Annotated in this window: 17 protein-coding genes; 3 read left to right on the forward strand and 14 right to left on the reverse strand. The window is 67.8% G+C overall.

The annotated features are described in order from the left end of the window. Positions 1 to 119: 119 nt before the first annotated feature. From PQB87_RS00260 to PQB87_RS00270, 3 genes are all read left to right on the forward strand, one after another. Positions 120 to 422: a hypothetical protein gene (locus tag PQB87_RS00260; protein WP_111943699.1), complete on the forward strand. Its 303-nt coding sequence runs from the start codon at positions 120 to 122 to the stop codon at positions 420 to 422. A gap of 37 nt (positions 423 to 459) precedes the next feature. After that, entirely contained in the window at positions 460 to 714 is a 255-nt protein-coding gene (locus PQB87_RS00265; protein ID WP_069253099.1) for a hypothetical protein, read from the forward strand. Positions 715 to 898: 184 nt separating this feature from the next. Further along, the gene (locus PQB87_RS00270) at positions 899 to 1,273 is read left to right on the forward strand and encodes a hypothetical protein (RefSeq protein WP_060159610.1); all 375 of its coding nucleotides are present in this window, start codon (positions 899 to 901) and stop codon (positions 1,271 to 1,273) included. A 255-nt stretch (positions 1,274 to 1,528) separates the two neighbouring features. On the opposite strand, the gene PQB87_RS00275 is transcribed toward PQB87_RS00270, so the two are convergent. From PQB87_RS00275 to fliM, 14 genes are all read right to left on the reverse strand, one after another. Further along, complete coding sequence (locus PQB87_RS00275; RefSeq protein ID WP_222154670.1) at positions 1,529 to 4,555, reverse strand: type III restriction-modification system endonuclease; 3,027 nt, start codon at positions 4,553 to 4,555, stop codon at positions 1,529 to 1,531. Continuing rightward, complete coding sequence (locus tag PQB87_RS00280; protein ID WP_059687934.1) at positions 4,555 to 6,573, reverse strand: site-specific DNA-methyltransferase; 2,019 nt, start codon at positions 6,571 to 6,573, stop codon at positions 4,555 to 4,557. Before PQB87_RS00280 ends, PQB87_RS00275 begins: the two co-directional genes overlap by 1 nt. Positions 6,574 to 6,923: 350 nt before the next feature. Further along, the gene (locus tag PQB87_RS00285; protein ID WP_059687933.1) at positions 6,924 to 8,054 is read right to left on the reverse strand and encodes a porin; all 1,131 of its coding nucleotides are present in this window, start codon (positions 8,052 to 8,054) and stop codon (positions 6,924 to 6,926) included. Between the two features lie 281 nt (positions 8,055 to 8,335). Continuing rightward, positions 8,336 to 9,013 carry a response regulator gene (locus tag PQB87_RS00290; RefSeq protein WP_047851516.1) on the reverse strand — a complete coding sequence of 226 codons (678 nt, stop codon included), beginning with the start codon at positions 9,011 to 9,013 and terminating at the stop codon, positions 8,336 to 8,338. Positions 9,014 to 9,026: 13 nt separating this feature from the next. After that, positions 9,027 to 10,394, reverse strand: a complete 1,368-nt coding sequence (locus PQB87_RS00295; protein WP_060062388.1) for a sensor histidine kinase — start codon at positions 10,392 to 10,394, stop codon at positions 9,027 to 9,029. Positions 10,395 to 10,482: 88 nt separating this feature from the next. Next, the gene (locus PQB87_RS00300) at positions 10,483 to 11,340 is read right to left on the reverse strand and encodes an ABC transporter permease (RefSeq protein WP_226219529.1); all 858 of its coding nucleotides are present in this window, start codon (positions 11,338 to 11,340) and stop codon (positions 10,483 to 10,485) included. 38 nt (positions 11,341 to 11,378) lie between these two features. Beyond that, positions 11,379 to 12,176 (reverse strand): ABC transporter ATP-binding protein, encoded by a 798-nt coding sequence (locus PQB87_RS00305; RefSeq protein WP_027788757.1) that lies wholly within the window; start codon positions 12,174 to 12,176, stop codon positions 11,379 to 11,381. Between the two features lie 115 nt (positions 12,177 to 12,291). After that, on the reverse strand, positions 12,292 to 13,296 hold the full coding sequence (locus PQB87_RS00310; protein ID WP_233345604.1) for an ABC transporter substrate-binding protein: 1,005 nt from the start codon (positions 13,294 to 13,296) through the stop codon (positions 12,292 to 12,294). 167 nt (positions 13,297 to 13,463) lie between these two features. Further along, complete coding sequence (fliR, locus tag PQB87_RS00315; protein ID WP_060062239.1) at positions 13,464 to 14,246, reverse strand: flagellar biosynthetic protein FliR; 783 nt, start codon at positions 14,244 to 14,246, stop codon at positions 13,464 to 13,466. Between the two features lie 25 nt (positions 14,247 to 14,271). After that, positions 14,272 to 14,544, reverse strand: a complete 273-nt coding sequence (fliQ, locus tag PQB87_RS00320; RefSeq protein WP_021162238.1) for a flagellar biosynthesis protein FliQ — start codon at positions 14,542 to 14,544, stop codon at positions 14,272 to 14,274. Positions 14,545 to 14,563: 19 nt separating this feature from the next. Beyond that, a complete protein-coding gene (gene fliP / locus PQB87_RS00325; RefSeq protein WP_027788754.1) occupies positions 14,564 to 15,325 on the reverse strand; it encodes a flagellar type III secretion system pore protein FliP in 762 nt (253 codons plus the stop codon). Between the two features lie 36 nt (positions 15,326 to 15,361). Continuing rightward, positions 15,362 to 15,934, reverse strand: coding sequence for a flagellar biosynthetic protein FliO (fliO, locus tag PQB87_RS00330; protein WP_489242442.1), 573 nt, complete (start codon positions 15,932 to 15,934; stop codon positions 15,362 to 15,364). After that, on the reverse strand, positions 15,931 to 16,422 hold the full coding sequence (gene fliN / locus PQB87_RS00335; protein WP_021162235.1) for a flagellar motor switch protein FliN: 492 nt from the start codon (positions 16,420 to 16,422) through the stop codon (positions 15,931 to 15,933). The genes fliO and fliN overlap by 4 nt, the downstream gene beginning before the upstream one ends. Beyond that, positions 16,415 to 17,413: a flagellar motor switch protein FliM gene (gene fliM, locus PQB87_RS00340; RefSeq protein ID WP_059687930.1), complete on the reverse strand. Its 999-nt coding sequence runs from the start codon at positions 17,411 to 17,413 to the stop codon at positions 16,415 to 16,417. The genes fliN and fliM overlap by 8 nt, the downstream gene beginning before the upstream one ends. Between the last annotated feature and the right edge of the window lie 14 nt (positions 17,414 to 17,427).

The following is a 17,427-nucleotide window of genomic DNA, read 5'->3' on the forward strand; positions in this document are numbered from 1 at the left end:
GCGGGCATCCGTAAACGTCCGTTACCGGTCTCGCATACCCGTTTCACCTGTGTCTGTGCCCGGTGCCTAGACTCCGAACCGTATTCACATGACGCACGACACGTGCAGGGAGTCGCGAGATGAGCAAGAAACTTATTCTCGGTGCAGTTCTCGGTGTAGCGGCGCTGGCAGCTTCGGGCGTCGCGTCGGCCCACGTCGACCTGTCGGTCGGCATCGGCGTGCCGGGCGTCTACGCGGCGCCCGCACCGGTCTACGTCGCGCCGCCGCCTGTCATGTACGCGCCGGTCGGCTACCGCGATGACGGCTGGCGTGACGATGGCTGGCGTCGGCGCGAATGGCGCGAACACGAGTGGCGCCGCCGTGAATGGCGCGAGCACGAGTGGCGCGATCGCGGCGGCTGGCGCGGCGGCCGCTGGGACTGAGCGGCCCGGCTGATCACCACGAGAGGAGAGTGACAACATGATGCCCATTCGTCACATCAGGCTGTGCGCCGCCGCCACTGTCGTCGCGCTCGCAACGATCGGCAGCGCGCATGCGGCGGGCTGCATGAAGGGTGCGGTGGTCGGCGGGGTCGCCGGCCACTATGCGGGGCACCACGCGGTCGTCGGTGCGGTCGGTGGCTGTATCGTCGGCCACCACATGGCGAAGAAGCAGGCGCAGGAGCAGGCCGCTCAACACAAGGCCGCCGCGCAGGGCATGCAGCCGGCGCAGTAAGCACTTCATCACCGGGGCGGCGCCGAGGCGCCGCCGCCTGCTTCGCTCCCCGTTCATGCAACACCCGGATCGATCCGACGAATGCGCACCGCGCGCATCGTTACGATCATTTACAACGTCGTGTGGCGCGAATTTTGTGCGTTCATAGAATGCAGTCACACGAACGCGCTCCAGGGAGCACAAGATGAAACAGCAACGATATCTGTCCGTATTGACGGCCGCGCTGCTCGCGCTCGGCTCGGTGTCCGCGTACGCGGCGGCCGGCGGCAATGGCGGTGGCAACGGTGGCGGTCATGGCGCAGGCGGCTCGGGCGGCAACGCGGGCGGTATGTCCGGCGGCCACATGAGCGGCCAAGCGCTGAGCAACTCGAACGGCATGCACGCGGGGGACCGCGACAAGGGCCTGTCGCGCGCTGCCGACCGCTCGGATACGATCGCCGATCGCGCCGGCGTGCAGCCGGGCCGCGGTCACACGCACGGGCATGCGCATGGCCATACCACGCATGCGTCGACGTCCACGCATCGTTCGCATCACGACGCATTCGGCCGCACGCTGTAAGCGCGGCGCACGCATGCGGGAGAAGGGCGCTTCGGCGCCCTTTTTTCATCGAGGCAACGCATTGCCGCCGTCGCGCGAAAACGTCGTGCCGACCCGATTTGCAACCAGCCGTAACCGCACTGCGCCCGGGCAAGAATACGGATCGCTTTCACGCGGACGGTACGAGCGGAATCGATACGCGGCGTGCGCGTCGCAACGGTATCCGGCGCGATCGATCGACGCAGAAAAAAGGGCGGCTCATCGCCGCCCTTCGTATCACCGCCCGGCGCCTGCCAGCGGCACCGCAGGTTCGAACAACGCATCGGCCTGCCTGACGCGCACGAAGCGCGCCGCGCCGTCGCCGTCCACCAGTGCACGGAAATGCGCTTCGCCGCACGCGAGCTTCGCACGCTCGTGCTCGCTCGGCACATGGCCGTCCGTATTCGGCGTATCGACGACGAAGTACAGCCGCTCGCCGCCGTCCTGCTCCGCGAGCACGGCCCAGTCGGGGTGATAGCTGCCGAGCGGTGTCTGCACGCGGAACCACGCGGGCAACTTCGCGTACAGCTTCACGCCGTCGTGCGCCTCGAGCGCATCGGCGAACGCGCGCTCCGCGTCCGTCTCGCACACGACCGCTTCGTGGATCGACTTCCGCGCGTCGGGCCGCAGGTTGCGCAGGTAACCCGTCAGCGCCTCGCTTTCGAACGATTCGAGCGCATGCACATGGCGCTCGCCGAGCTTGCGGTACGCGATGCCGGCGACGAGTGCGAGCCGCTTGCAGCGGTTGATCGCATCGGCCGCGACCGCGATGAACTGCTGCGGATTCACGCGAAAATCGTCGAGCCGGCCGCTGTCGGCCAGGATCGTCGCAAGCGAACGGCGCGTGAGCTGCGTGCGGTCCTGCAGCTCGGTGAGCAGGTCGGGCAGCGGCAGCTCGCCTTCGTCGAGCAGCACCGTGCCGGCGCCGGCCACCTCGATCGCCTCGATGCCGGCCTTGCCGATATCGATCTCGGCCTTGCGCCACTGCAGCCGTGCGCGCGCGATGTCCGGCGCATCGTGCAGCGCGGCCGCGCAGTCGCGCACGAGCTTCGCGTTGTCGAACTCGACGCGGTACACGGTGCGATGACGGATGCGGTCCCACAACGCGCGGAAATCCTCGCCGAACACGACGGCCTTGCCCGACGCATCGCGCCGCAGCGCGATCGCACGGCGCTCGTCCGCGTTGCGCACGGCAAAACGGCCCGACAGCTTGCGCAGCGTCGCGACGATCGGCGCGCGCAGCATCTCGAACGCCTCGGGCAGCACCAGCGCGCTCTGGCGCAGCGCATCCTTCAGCCGGTCGAGCACCTTGCCCTGCGCATCGACGTAACCCTGCTCGTGCAGATGATTCCACAGCACGCGCGACAGCTCGATGCCGAGCGCATGCGCGGGCGCGTCGCCTTCCTGTACGGGCAGCGCCGCGAACTGGTGTTCCTCGACGATCCCGAAACGGATGCCCGTATCGGCCTCGATTTCCTTCTGCAGGTTCTCCGCGAACGACTCGTAGCGCTCGGTCGCGATCACGGTGAGCGTGTTCACGCCCGGGTCGCGCACGCGTTCGCCGTCCTGGTCAACGGCGAGGCGCAACCCGCGGCCGAGCGTCTGGCGGCGCTCGCGCTCGGTCTGGATGTCGCGCAGCGTGCAGATCTGGAACACGTTCGGGTTGTCCCAGCCTTCCTTCAGCGCCGAGTGCGAGAAGATGAACTTCAGCGGCGTGTCGAACGACAGCAGCGCCTCCTTCTCGCGCATGATCAGGCCGTACGCGCGTTCCGCATTTTCGCGGGCCGCCGCGCTGCTTTCGCTCGTATCGGTCCAGCCGCCCTTGCGGTCGATCGAGAAGTAGCCGTTGTGCGCGCGCCCGACTTCGAGCGCCACGTCGACGCCGTCGAACAGCGCGCGGTAGGCCGGCACGCGTGCCGCACGCGCATATTCCTCTTCGAAGATCAGCGCGTAGTCGCCCTTCGCGGGCATGCCGTTCTCGTCGTAGCGGCGATAACGCTCGACCGAATCGACGAAGAACAGCGACAGCACCTTCACGCCGCGCTCCGCGAGGCGCAGTTCCTTGTCGAGATGCTCGCGGATCGTGCGGCGGATCATCTCGCGCTGCACGGCGAGCGTGTCGATGTCGCCGAACGCCTCGCCGAGCGACAGGAACGCCTCGCCTTCCGGATGGCGCAGCTCGACGTACTCGGCGCCCTTCACCGCATGCACCTCGCCGATCCGCAGCCCCGCATACAGCGCGCGCCTGGTCAGGCGTTCGAGATCGTCGCCGTCGGTGGCCGTCACGATCTGGCGCTTCACGCCGGCCGCCGTCGCGACGTCGAGCTCGACGCGCGCGCTGATCGCGCCGCGCCGGTTCGACACGCCGACGAGCCGCACATACGGCTTGTTGTGCGCATCCTCGACGATCGCCGACGCGATCTCGATCTGCTTCACGAGCTTGCGTTCGTAAGCGTCGACCGCGTCGAGCCGGTACACCATGTGGTGACGGTCGACGTGCGTGGCCGAATAGCGCAGCGTGCAGAGCGGCGCCATCGCGGCGAGCGCTTCGCGCCCGCGCCCCTCGAGCCCGCCGTCGACGCTTTGCGGCTCGTCGACGATCACGATCGGCCGCGTCGCGCGGATCAGGTCGATCGGCTTCTCGCCGCCGGTCTTCTCGCTGTCCTTGTAGAGGTTGTTGATTTCCTTCTTGTTGATCGCGGCAACCGTCATCACCATGATCTGGATCGCCGCGCTCGCCGCGAAGTGACGCACCTGGCCGAGCTTCGCGGAGTCGTACAGGAAGTAGTCGTACGGCACGCCCGCGTACAGCGCGCGGAAGTGATCCTCGGTGATGGAAAGCGTCTTGTGCACGCCTTCCTTGATCGCGATCGACGGCACGACGATCACGAACTTCGTGAAGCCGTAGCGGCGGTTCAGCTCGAAGATCGTGCGCAGGTACACGTAGGTCTTGCCGGTGCCGGTCTCCATCTCGACGGTGAAGTCGCGCGAGCCGGGCAGGCCGGACGGCGGCAGCCCGCCGCGCAGCTGCACGTCGGCGAGATTGCGCGCGAGCGCGTCGTCGGTCAGAGACAGCCGGTTGCCGACGCCTTGCTCCGATACCGCGAAGCCGAGCGAACCCTGCGCGGCGGCCGTGGTGCCGGGCGCGGCGTTCGCGAGCACGCTGAAGTCGCCGCGATACGATTCCTGGCCGCGAAACAGGTCGCAGACGGCGTCGATCGCCTCGCGCTGGTAGTCGAGATCCGCTTCGAAATGCAGCCGCATCACAGGCTCCGCACGCGCTTCACGCCGTGCTGTTCGAGCAGCGCGGCGAGATTGAGCTTCGCGACGTCGTCGACGAAGCCGCTATCGCGGAACAGGCACGTGACGTCGTGCGTCGTGCCGGTCGCATCGAGCAGGTCGACGATGCCGTCGGCGAGCGGGCCCGCGTCGTCGCGCGAGATGCGCGCATCGAAGCACGCGACGATCGCGCGGCCGATCAGGTGCACGGTCTTGCCCGCCACCTGGTGATGCTCGACCGGCGTGCACAGGTCGAGGCCGAGCTTCAGCGTCAGTTCGGCGAGCAGGTCGTCTTCGGTGCGGCCGGTCTTCACGTGCTCGACGGATGCGAACAGCGCATGGTCGAAGTCGTCACGGCGCGGGTCCCACTCGATCACGTTGGTCGTGTCGAGCCGGTACACGCGGAAACCGAGGTCGCCATAGCTTTCCGGGTAATCGCGCGCGACCTGCTGCGCGGCGCGGCGCAGGCGTTCCTTGGTGATTTCGGCGAGCGTCAGCGGCTTTTTCAGCTTCGCGCAGAAATCGGCGGCCGCCAGCTGCGTCTTGTCGCGGCGGTCGAGCGCTTCGGGCAACTGCACGAGCACGTAGCGGCGCGCGCCGCCGTCGGTCGCGTTCACCTGCATCACCGCGTGGCCGGTCGAGCCGGAGCCCGCGAAGCAGTCGAGCACGATGTCGTCGCCGCGCGTGCACCAGCCGATCACGGCCGCCGCGAAATCGACCGGCTTCGGCAGGTCGAACGGGATGCCGAGCGTCTTCAGGAGCGCATCGTCGGAGCCGGCGAACGGCAGCACCGACGGCACGTTCTCGTACATGTTCTCGTCGAGGTAGTAGATCCGCTGCGGCTGCGTGGTTTCATCCGCGCCGAACTCGATCTGGCCGCGCTCGATCAGCGCCTGCATCGTCGCGGGCGGGTTGCGCCAGCCGCGCGCCGGCATCGCGCACGGCTTGCCGGTGACCGGGTGGATCAGCGGCGTGAAATACTCTTCCGGCGCCTTCTTCTTGTTCGGCCAGGCCATCGACACGAGACGGTACACGCGCCCGTCGGCCGACAGCCGGTCGTACATCGCCTCGCCGCCGGACAGGTTGGTCTGCGCCTTCATCCACGCGCGGTACGCCTTCTGCGCGTCCTTCGCGTTGCCGCTGCGGTACACGGCGTCGTGCGCGGCGTCGAGCATGCGCTGCGCATTGCGCTTCGGGCGCTTGAGCGGCGCCCGTTCGAGCAGCGTCTCGGCGTTGCGCGCGAACAGCACCAGCGATTCGTGCTGGTACGCGACGCCGCGTGCGTCGCCCTTCGGGTTGCGCTTGTCCCACACGGCGACGCCGAGCTCGTTCTCCTCGCCGAAGATCTCGCGCAGCATCAGCACCAGCGCGTGCACTTCGTGCTCGTCGATGTGCACCGCGATCAGCCCTTCGTCGGACAGCAGCGCGTGCGCGAGCTTCAGGCGCGGATACATCATGTTCAGCCAGTCGGTGTGGAACCGGCCGTTCGCCTCGGTGTTGGTGCTGCGCTTCACGCCGCCCTGGGTCTGCCCGGTCATCGCCAGGTAGTGGCGGATGCTGTCGCTGAAGTCGTCCGGATAGACGAAATCGCTGCCGGTGTTGTACGGCGGGTCGATGTAGACGAGCTTCACCTTGCCGGCGTAACTCTTGTGCAGCAGCTTCATCACGTCGAGGTTGTCGCCCTCGATCACGAGATGGCGCGTGTCGTCCCATGCGACGCTGTCGTCGGGGCAGGGCCGCAGCGTGCCGGTCGACGGCGTGAGCGCGGCCTGGCGCGCGCTGCGCTTGCCATGCCAGTGGAAGCCGTAGCGTTCTTCGGCGTCGCCGACCGTGCGTTCGCCGACCAGCGCCTTCAGCACGTCGATGTCGACCGACGCGCCGCCGGGGCCTTCGGTCACGAGTTCGGGGAACAGCGCCTTCAGGCGCGCGACGTTGTCGGCGGTGAAATCGGTCGACATCGCCTGCGGGCTGGCCGCATCGAGTTTCTGCATCGTCTTTTCCATCGGAGCCCGGCCGCGCGCGCCAGGACGTCGGGCGCGCTCACGGCACCGGCGGCAATGGCCACCCGGGCAAACCCGAAACGCTATCGAGTCGACCGGCGGAGGTCAAGCGCCGATGTGGGCCGAGCGTGCGTGCATCGGCCGCGATCGCCCGCCCCACGGGCCGCAAGCGGCTTCGGGCCGGTTGTCGCACGGGCGGCCGGCGGCCGTTGTCCGGGCACCCCGGAGCGCCGCGGAAAGGACGAAAAAAAGGGCACGGTCGGCGCAAAGCGCCGGCGTGCCTGCATGGAGAAATCCCGGAGGGAGGGAAAGGCGGGGTACCGCAAGCCCCGCCCGGATGGCCGGCCCGCAGGTCAGAAACGCGTGCGGATGCCCGACGTCAGTTCGAGCTGGTTCTTCGCGCCGAACGTCGACGACACCGTGTAGCCGCCGTGCAGCTTCATGTAGTCGCCGGCCAGGTACACCTCGGTGCGCTTGCTCAGGTGATAGAACACCGACCCGTAGATCGTCTCCTTGAAGCCGTTGGCGACGCCGTTGGTCAGGCTGAACGCGCCGAGGTTCGCGTTCGGCGTGAAGCCGTCCGCATTGTTCGCGGCGTTCTTGATGCGCATCTGCTGGTAGCCGAGCTCGTAGTCGAGCGCGCCCTTCGGCGCGATCTTCATCGACACCGTCCACGAATCGTCGTGACGCTGGCCGAGCGGGCCCTGGTCGCCGTTGTAGCGGAAGTAGCCGGCGTTCAGGCGCACGATGTCGAACGTGTAGTTGCCGCCGACCGAGAACGTCTGGTTCCTGAAGCCGTTGTGGTTCACGTGGTTGTAGAAGCCCGACACGTTGAACGGGCCGCCGTTGTAGCCGAGCGCGGCCTGATACGCGGAGCCGGTCGCGAACGAGGTCGAGTTGCTGAACTGGTAGCCGGCGCTTGCGAAGATGCCGTTGCTGAACAGCTTCTTCCACGCGACGCCGTTGTTGTAGCGCGTGCCGGTCGGGCCGGCCGCGTAGAAGATCATCTGCTTGAAGTTGTTCGAGTTGGTCCAGCCGCCTTCCTCGGTCGACAGCCTCGCGGAGCCGTACGCATCGCCGTAGATCGTGGCCGCATCGCGGGCGATCGTGTTCTGGAAGCCGGCCGTCAGCTTGCCGAAGCGCTCGTCCTCGACGCCCACCCACGCGTCGCGGTCGAAGATCTGGCCTTCGTCTTCCATCTGGCCGTTCGCGACCACGAATTCGCTTTCGAGGCGGAAGATGATCTTCGTGCCGCCGCCGATGTCTTCGGCGCCGCGCAGGCCCCAGCGGCTGCCGCTGAACCACGGCTCGCCTTCGTTGCCCATCCCGATCACGTGCTTGCCGTTCGCGTCGGCGTGGGTCCGGTAGGTCGGAAAGCTCAGGTCCATCAGGCCGTAGAGCTGCACGCTCGACTGCGCATGTGCCTGGGTGCCGGCGCACAGGCCAGCCGCCGCGATGGAAAGGGCAAGGGTTTTTCGTTTCAAGATCGTCTCCTCCGAGCTGCCGCATTGAAATCTTGTCGTTTGCAGTACGTAATGTATGCCGACTCTTGCCGGCCACAGCGAGAGGGCCGACGCGTAGCATCGTAGAGCGTGCAATCCTTCACGACGCTTTCCCGGACGCAGGAATCGGATCGGTGAAAACACCGAACGCGCAACCATCGCGGATCAGGCAGGCGTGCGCAAGCGGGCCTGCCGGGCATCCGGCTGGCCTGAACGACTTTTCGTGCTACGAATCGATGTTCCGTGCGGCGGGTGCGTGCCCGTCAGTCCTGCGCGCTTTTCATGCGCAGGATGTAACCCAGCCCGCGCAGCGTGATGATCTCGGCCGTGCTGCCCGCGAGATGCTTGCGCAGCCGGTGAATATAGATGTCGATCGCGTCGGCGCTGGGCTCGTCGTCGAGCGCGAACACGCTGTCCATCAGCCGCGCCTTCGACACCGTCTTGTTCTGCTGCAGCATCAGCGTCTCGAGGATCGCGTGCTCGCGGCGGCGCAGCGCGAGCACCGTTTCGCCGCAGCGGAATTCGCGCGTGCCGAATGCATAGACGAGATCGCCGCACACGAGCTGCGTCGTGCCGACGCCGGCCTGCCGGCGGATCAGCGCGCGAATCCGTGCGACCAGCTCGCGCGATTCGAACGGCTTCACGACGTAGTCGTCGGCGCCCGCGCCGAAGCAGTCGACCTTGTCGTCGACCGAACCGTGCGCGGTCAGCATCAGCACCGGCACGTTGTCGTTGCGGCGGCGCAGGCGCGCGAGCACTTCCTTGCCGCTGATGCCCGGCAGGCGCATGTCGAGCAGCACCGCGTCGTAGCGTTCGGTCTTCAGCACCGTGTCGGCGCGCTCGCCGTCGCCGACGGAATCGACCGCGAAGTCCTCGCCGCGCAGCAGGTTCACGATCCAGTGCGCGAGTTCGGCGTTGTCTTCGACCAGCAGGAGTTTCATGACGGCTTTCTCTTCAATCGTAGGCGGGCAGCCGCACGGTCACGACGATACCGCGATTGCCGGCTCCCGGCGCGAGCGACGCGCTGCCGCCGTGCGCCTGCGCGATCTCGCGGACGATCGCGAGCCCGAGGCCCGAGCCTTCGGTGTCGGCCGACACGCGGTAGAACCGCTTGAACACGTGCGGCCGCGCTTCGGCCGGGATGCCGGGGCCGTTGTCGATCACGTCGAGCACGATCGTGTCGCCGTCGCGGCGTGCGGCCACCGTCACGCAGCCGCCGGGCTGCGTGTAGCGCACCGCGTTGTCGACGAGGTTCATCACCAGCGCGGTCAGCAGGCTGTCGCTGCCCGCGACGTCGAGCCGCTCGCCGAGATCGGCGCCGAGATCGATATGGCGCCGCTGCGCGAGCACGATCGTTTCCTCGAGCACGCTCGATACGACGGCCGCGAGATCGACGCGCTGGGTCAGCAGCGTCGACGGCGTGGCCTCCGCATGCGCGAGCAGCAGCAGCTTGTCGGTCACGTCGGCCATCTTGCGGCTGCTGCGCTGCATGCTGTCGAGCACCGACGCGAGCTCCGGATCGTCGTGCCCGCGCCGCTGCGCGTACTGGATCTGCGTGTCGAGCACCGCGATCGGCGTGCGCAACTGGTGCGCGGCATCCGCGATGAAGCGGCGCTGCGTGGCCGTGTGCATGTTCAGGCGCGCGATGCACTGGTTGATCGCATCGACGATCGGCCGCAGCTCGTTCTGCAGCCGCTCGGGGCGGATCGGCTCCAGCTCCATCGGCCCGCGGTCGGCCACGTCGTCCTTCAGCTTCATCAGCGGGCGCATCTCGAAGGTGAGGCCGAGGTACACGAGCCCCATCGCGAGCATCAGCATCAGCGACAGGCGCACGAGCTGCGGCCGCCAGATCGTGGCGACCATCGCGCGATGCGAGCGCGTCGTCTTCGCGACGACCACCGTGACCGTCTCGACCTGCCCTTCGTCGTACAGCTGGCGATCGTAGGCCACCGCGCGCAGCGGCACGCCGTCGAGCGACGTGTCGTACAGCGTCGGCTCGACGCCGTGCCGCGCGGGCACGTCGAGCGCCGGCGTGCCGGCGAGCAGGCGGTCGTGCCCGTCGATCACCTTGTAGAACACCGAATCGCCCGACGGCGACTCGAAGATCTCCAGCGCGGCCGGCGGCACGTCGGCGACCGGCAGCCCGTTGCGCCATTCGACGTCCTCGCCGATCGTGCGTGCGGACGCGACGAGCGCGCTGTCCTGCACGAGCGCGGCCGTGGTCCGCGCGGTGTCGTACGACATCGCGCCCGCGATCAGCACGAACACCGCGAGCGGCAGCAGCAGCCACCACAGCAATCGCCCGCGCAGGCTGTGCGCCATCCTGTTGCGCTCCTTCTCCGGAATGCCGAACCGCGCCGGGAGCGCCGGCGCGGTCGGAAGTGTCATGTCAGGCGTGCGCCGGCGGTGTTCAGAACGCCGCGGGGCGCCACTTCAGCAGCCGCTTCTCGAGCCACGTCAGCAGGTAGTCGGCGGCCAGCGCGACCACGGCCAGCACGATCATCGCCGCGAACACGCCGCTCGCGTTGAACGCGCCCTGGGCGGTGGAGATTAGCAAACCGATGCCCTGCTTGGAACCCAGGAATTCGCCGACGACCGCGCCGACCAGCGCGAAACCGAAGCTCACGTGCAGGCTCGCGAGAATCCACGAGAGCGCGGACGGGATCACGACCGACGTGGTGATCTGCCGGCGCGACGCGCCGAGGATCTGAGCGTTCGCGATCAGGTAGCGGTCGGCTTCGCGCACGCCCTGGAACGCGTTGCCGAACACGACGAAGAACACCATCACGACGGCCAGCGCGATCTTCGACGCCATCCCGAGGCCGAGCGCGATCACGAAGATCGAGCCGAGCACGACGCGCGGGATCGAGTTCGCGATCTGGATGTACAGGCCGAACACGTCGGCCATCAGCTTGTTGCGGCCGAGCACGATCCCGCAGATCACGCCGGCGACCGAGCCGATCAGGAAGCCGATCGTGGTTTCCTCGAGCGTCACCCACACCTGCGTGAGCAGCGGCCCTTGCGACGTGCCGTTGACGAACCAGTCCTGGATCTGCGCGAAGATCAGCGTCGGCTGCGAGAAGAAGAACGGATCGATCCACTTGAGCCGCGCGGCGAGTTCCCAGCCGCCGAGTGCGACGACGAGCACGGCGATCCGCAGGCCGATGATCAGTTGCCGGCGGCGGCGCAGCCGGGTTTGAGCGGCGCGCGACTCGTCCTCGAGCGTCGTCGCCGGAATGGCGGTGGGGGGAAGCGTCATGTCGGTCATGCTCCTGTCCTTGCTGTCCTTGCCGTGCGGCGTATGCGTCAGCCGATCTGCACTTCTTCGCGCAGGTCGTGCCAGATGTCCTTGGAAATTTCGATGAAGCGCGTGTCGTAGCGGATTTCCGACGTGACGCGCGGGCGCGGCAGGTCGATCTCGTACACGCGCTTGAGTGTCGCGGGGCGCGCGGTCAGCACGAACACGCGGTCGGCGAGCGCGATCGCCTCCTCGAGATCGTGCGTGACGAACACGACCGAGCCCTTGTTCGCGGACCAGAGCTGCAGCAGCTCGTCCTGCATCAGCGTGCGCGTCTGCATGTCGAGCGCGGAGAACGGCTCGTCCATCAGCAGGATTTCCGGCTGGTTGATGAAGGTCTGCGCGAGCGCGACGCGCTTCCTCATCCCGCCTGAGAGCTGGTGCGGGTAGTGCTTCGTGAACTTGTCGAGGCCGACCTTGCGGATCCATTCCTCGGCCTGCGCATACGCGACGTCCTTCGAGCGGCCGCGAAACAGCGGGCCCGCCGCGACGTTGTCGATCACGTTGCGCCACGGGAACACCGCGTCGGCCTGGAACACGAAGCCGATGCGCGGATCGATCCCGTCGACCGGGCGGCCCATCACGCGCACTTCGCCCGACGCGGGCTTGAGCAGCCCGGTGATCAGGTTCAGCGTCGTCGACTTGCCGCAGCCGGTCGGCCCGACGATCGCGATGAACTCGCCGCGCGCGACGCTCATGCTGAAGTCGCGCAGCGCGACGGTGGCCTTGCCTTCCGGCGAAATGAAGCGGCACGACACGTTGCGAAACTCGATCGCCGGTGTGCTCGGGGAGACTGCCTGGTTCATCGCATTCGTCCTGCGGGTGATGAGGGCGTCGCATCGTGACGCAACGCCGGGCCGGTCAACCGGGCCGGAACGGGGGAGCGCACGGCGGCGGGATCGCCGCCGCCGGCGCCGCTGCTTATTTCGCGTTCACGAAATCGTTCGTGTAGGTACGCGCCAGGTCGATGTGCTTGCCCTTCACCGACGGGTTGAACGCCGACAGCACCTTCAGCACGGTCGCCGGGCCGTCGGCCGGCATCTTCGCGTCTGCGGTGAACATCGGCAGCGACGCCTTCAGCGCGCTCACGTACAGCGCCTTGTCCTTCTGGTAGTCGGCCGGCATCTTCGCGGCGATGTCATCGGCGCTGTGCGTGTGGATGAACTGCATCGTCTTCGCGAACGCGTGCGCGAGCTTGGTCGCTTCAGCCTTGTGCGAATCGGCCCAGGCCGACTGTACGTACAGGCTCGCGGCCGGGTAGGTGCCGCCGAGCGCCGCGCGCGTGCCTTCCAGCGTGCGCAGGTCGACCAGCACCTTCGCGTCGCCCATCTTCTCGAGCGCGGACACCGTCGGTTCGGTCGTCATCCCGGCGTCGATGCGGCCCTGCTTGATCGCGGCGATGAAGCTCGCGTCGGCGCCGACCGGCAGCATCGTGTACTGCGTCGACGGCACGCCGTGCGCGAGCGCGAGGTATTGCGTGAGGAAGCTCGTCGACGAGCCGAGGCCCGTCACGCCGAGCGTCTTGCCTTTCGCGTCGGCCATCGACTTGAACGTCGGCGCGGCCTTGGTCGACACCATCTCGACTTCACCCGGCACCTGGCCGAACACGGCGATCGCCTTCACGTCCTTGCCCTTGCTCTGCAGGTCGATCGTATGGTCGTAGAAGCCGACGACGCCCTGCACGGCGCCCGCGAGCAGCTCGTTCTCGGCGTCGACGCCGGCCGGCTGCGACAGCAGCTCGACATCGAGGCCTTCGGCCTTGAAGTAGCCGAGTTCCTGCGTGAGCCGCGCGGGCAGGTAGATGAGCTTCGCGATCCCGCCGACCATGATCGTGATCTTGCCGCCGTCGTCGGCGAAGGCGGGGTGAGCGGCAAGCGCGCAGCTCAGGCTGGCTGCCACGGCGAGGGTGCGCAGGATGGGTCGCATCGGGTCGTCTCCGTTCGTTGTATTCGTCTGGCGCGATGCTTGCTGCATCGTCACGACGAGTATAGGGAGGCGAAACCTTCTGCAACCTTTCGCGGGACAGTGGAACCTTTAGGGGTTTTCCAGCAACGGGGGGCCGGAACGGGCAGCCAACGGGGGCGGGATGCGCATCACCGCCAGCCGATCAACACCCGCCCCATCGCATCCAGCCCCATGTCGAACAGGTGCGACACGAACGGCACGAGGTTCGGCACCATCAGCTGCACGAGCAACAGCCCGACGAGCATCGTGACGGGAAAGCCGATCTGGAACACGCCGATCTGCGGTGCCGCGCGGTTCAGGATGCCGAGCGCGAGGTTCGTGATCAGGAGCGCCGCGACCACTGGCAGCGAGAGCAGCAGCCCCATCTCGAACACCGTCGTGCCGAACGCGGCGAGCGTGCGCCAGCCGGGCGCGTGCAGCAGGTCGGCCGACACCGGCAGCGACTGGAACGACGCGGTGAGCGCGGCGAACACCTGCAGGTGGCCGTCCACCGCGAGGAACGCGAGCATCGCGACCGCGTTCAGGAACCGCCCCATCACGGGCGTCGCGCCGCTCGTGTGCGGATCGAAGAAGGTGGCGAAGCCGAGCCCCATCGACAACCCGATGAAGTCGCCGGCCGCCTCGACGGCCGCGAACACGATCTGCATCGTGAAGCCCATCGCGACGCCGATCAGGAACTGCGTGACGACGATCCAGATGCCCTGCGCGGAAAACACGGTGACGTCCGGCATCGCGCCGAGCGTCGGCGCGACGACCAGCGCCATGAACGCGGCCAGGCCGATCTTCACGCGCGCGGGCACCGATGCGTGGCCCACGACGGGCGCGGTCGCGACGAGCGCGAGCATCCGCACGAACGGCCACAGGAACGCCGTGAGCCAGCCGTTGAGCTGCGCGTAGGTAACCGAGAACATCGCCGCCGGATCGTGCGCGCGCGGCTCAGCCGACGCCGAGCGTCGCGACGTGCAGCAGCGTCTGCCGCAGGTAGTCGAGCATCGTCGTCATCATCCACGGGCCGGCGATCACGAGCGTCGCGGCCACCGCGAGCAGCTTCGGGATGAACGACAGCGTCGCTTCGTTGATCTGCGTCGCGGCCTGGAACAGGCTCACGACGAGGCCGACCGCGAGCGCGACCAGCAGCAGCGGGGCGGAGAGCAGCAGGCCGACCATCATGGCCTGGTGCGCGAGGGTCATCACCTGTTCGGGCGTCATCGTGCGTTTCCTCCGCGGCTTACGTGAAGCTCTGCGCGAGCGAGCCGATCAGCAGCTGCCAGCCGTCGACCAGCACGAACAGCATCAGCTTGAACGGCAGCGACACGGTGGACGGCGACACCATCATCATCCCCATCGACATCAGCACGCTCGCGACGACCATGTCGATGATCAGGAACGGGATGAAGACCGTGAAGCCGATCTGGAAGCCGGTCTTCAGCTCGCTCGTGACGAACGCGGGCACCAGCAGCGACAGCGGCACGTCTTCCGGGCCCTGCATCGGCGCCGCCTTCGAGATCTTCGCGAACAGCGCGAGATCGGTCTCGCGGGTCTGCTTCAGCATGAAGGTCTTGAACGGCGCGACGCCGCGCTGCACGGCCTGCTCCATCGGCATCGAGCCGTCGGAAAACGGCTTGTAGCCGTCGTTGTAGGCCCGGTCGAGCACCGGCGACATCACGAAGAAGGTGAGGAACATCGCGAGGCCGACGAGCACCTGGTTCGGCGGCGTCGTCGCGGTGCCGAGCGCCTGGCGCAGCAGCGACAGCACGATGATGATGCGCGTGAAGCTCGTCATCATCAGCAGCATCGCCGGCAGGAACGACAGCATCGTGAGCAGCAGCATCGTCTGCACGCTCAGCGAATAGGTGGTGCCGCCGTGCGGGCCCGGGCTCGCGTTGAACGCGGGCAGGCCGTTCGCCTGCGCGCAGGCGAGCGCGGGGGCGAGGCAGAGGATCAGCACGGGCGCGAAGCGCGCCGCGCGATGCAGGAATGCGTGTTTCATCGGAATGCGGGATCGGAAAGAGGGCGCGGCGCCATGTCAGCGGTCCTTGCCGCGACCGAGGCGCTTCGCGGCTTCGCCCGCGAGCGCGTCACGAAACCGCGAGCCGAACGTGCCGGGCAGGCCGCCTTCGGACGGTGCGGCGCCGGAAGGTGCGCCGGTCGAGGCGGTCGTCGCGCCAGCCGCCGCCGAACCGGCCGGCAGCGCATGCAGCAGCCGCACGTTGCCCGGCGCGACGCCGAGCACGAGCCAGGTGTCGCCGATCTCGACGATCGTCGCGCTTTCCTTGGCGCCGACCGCGACGCTCGACACGACCTTCAGCGGGCCGCCGCGGCGCACGTGCTGGAAGCCGAAGCGGCGCGCGAGCCACGCGCACGCGAACACGAGACCGATCACGACCGCGAGCCCGACGAGGGTCTGCAGCACCGCGCCGATGCCCAGCGTCGGCGCGGCCGAACCGACGGTCACGCTCGACGCGATCGCCCCGGCGTTGTTCACCGCGTTCATGTCGGCGGCACCGGCCGGTGCGCACGCGAGCGACGCCGCGATGGCCGCGACAGCCGCCACCGCGCCCGCGACGCGCGCACGGCGGCCGGGCTTCGCCACGTTCATCGATTCAGCTTCCGGATGCGTTCGGCCGGCGTGATGATGTCGGTCAGGCGGATGCCGAACTTGTCGTTGACGACCACCACCTCGCCCTGGGCGATCAGGCAGCCGTTCACGAGCACGTCCATCGGCTCGCCGGCCATGCCGTCCAGCTCGACGACCGAACCCTGCGCGAGCTGCAGCAGGTTGCGGATCGCGATCTTCGTGCGGCCGAGCTCCACGGTCATCTTGACCGGGATGTCGAGGATCATCTCGATGTCGTTGTGCGTCGAGCTGGCCGCGGCCTTCGACAGCGGCTGGAACACGCCGGCGCCCGTCGCGCCCGGCTGCACCGGCTGCTGGTTCTGCTCGGCGAGCGCGGCGGCCCAGTCGTCCATGCCCGGATCTTCCTCCGCTGCGGCCGGTGCCGCCTGCGCGGCGGCGGCCGAGGCCGCGAGGGCCGCGTCGGCCATCGCTTGCGCGTCGTCCTCGGGCGTCTGGTTCAGCTCACTCATATCCACCTTCCTTCATCGAGTCGCCCGCGCTGATCATCTTCTGCACGCGCAACGCATATTGACCATTGAAAATTCCGTAGCCGCATTCCATCACCGGCACGCCGTCGACCTTCGCGGTGATCGTGTCCTCGATCTCCAGCGGCAGCACGTCGCCCGCGCGCAGGTTCAGGATCTTCTCGAAGGTCGACGAGATCTCGGCGAGATTCGCGGTCAGCTCGACCTCGGCGGCCTGCACCTGCTGCGACAGCACGCGCACCCAGCGGCGGTCGACTTCGAGCGCCTCGCCCTGGATCGGCGATGCGAGCACGTCGCGGATCGGCTCGACCATCGAGTACGGCATGCAGATGTGCAGCGTGCCGCCCGTCGGCCCGAACTCGATCGAGAACTGCGTGACGATCACGATCTCGTTCGGCGTCGCGACGTTCGCGAACTGCGTGTGCATCTCCGAGCGCACGAATTCGAACTGCAGCGGCCGCACGCTCTTCCACGCGGTCGTGTAGTGCTCGAACACCAGGTTCAGCAGCTTGCCGATGATCCGCTGCTCGGTGGCCGTGAAATCGCGGCCCTCGACGCGCGTGTGGAAGCGCCCGTCGCCGCCGAACAGGTTGTCGACGACGAAGAACACGAGGTTCGGGTCGAACACGAACAGCGACGTGCCGCGCAGCGGCTTCACGTGCACGAGGTTCAGGTTCGTCGGGATCGGCAGGTTGCGGGTGAACTCGCTGTACTTCTGCACCTTCACCTGGCTGACGGAGATTTCCGCCGTGCGCCGCATGAAGTTGAAGATGCCGATCCGCAACAGGCGCGCGAAGCGGTCGTTGATGATCTCGAGGCCGGGCATCCGGCCGCGGACGATCCGCTCCTGCGTCGCGATGTTGTAGGGGCGGACGCCCGACGTGTCGCGCTGCTCGTCGACTGAATCGGTTTCGCCCGTGACGCCCTTGAGGAGGGCATCGACCTCCTCCTGGGACATGAACTCCTGGTGGCCCATACGCGCTCCTTTCG

It is taken from the genome of Burkholderia sp. KL41, assembly GCF_057005415.2.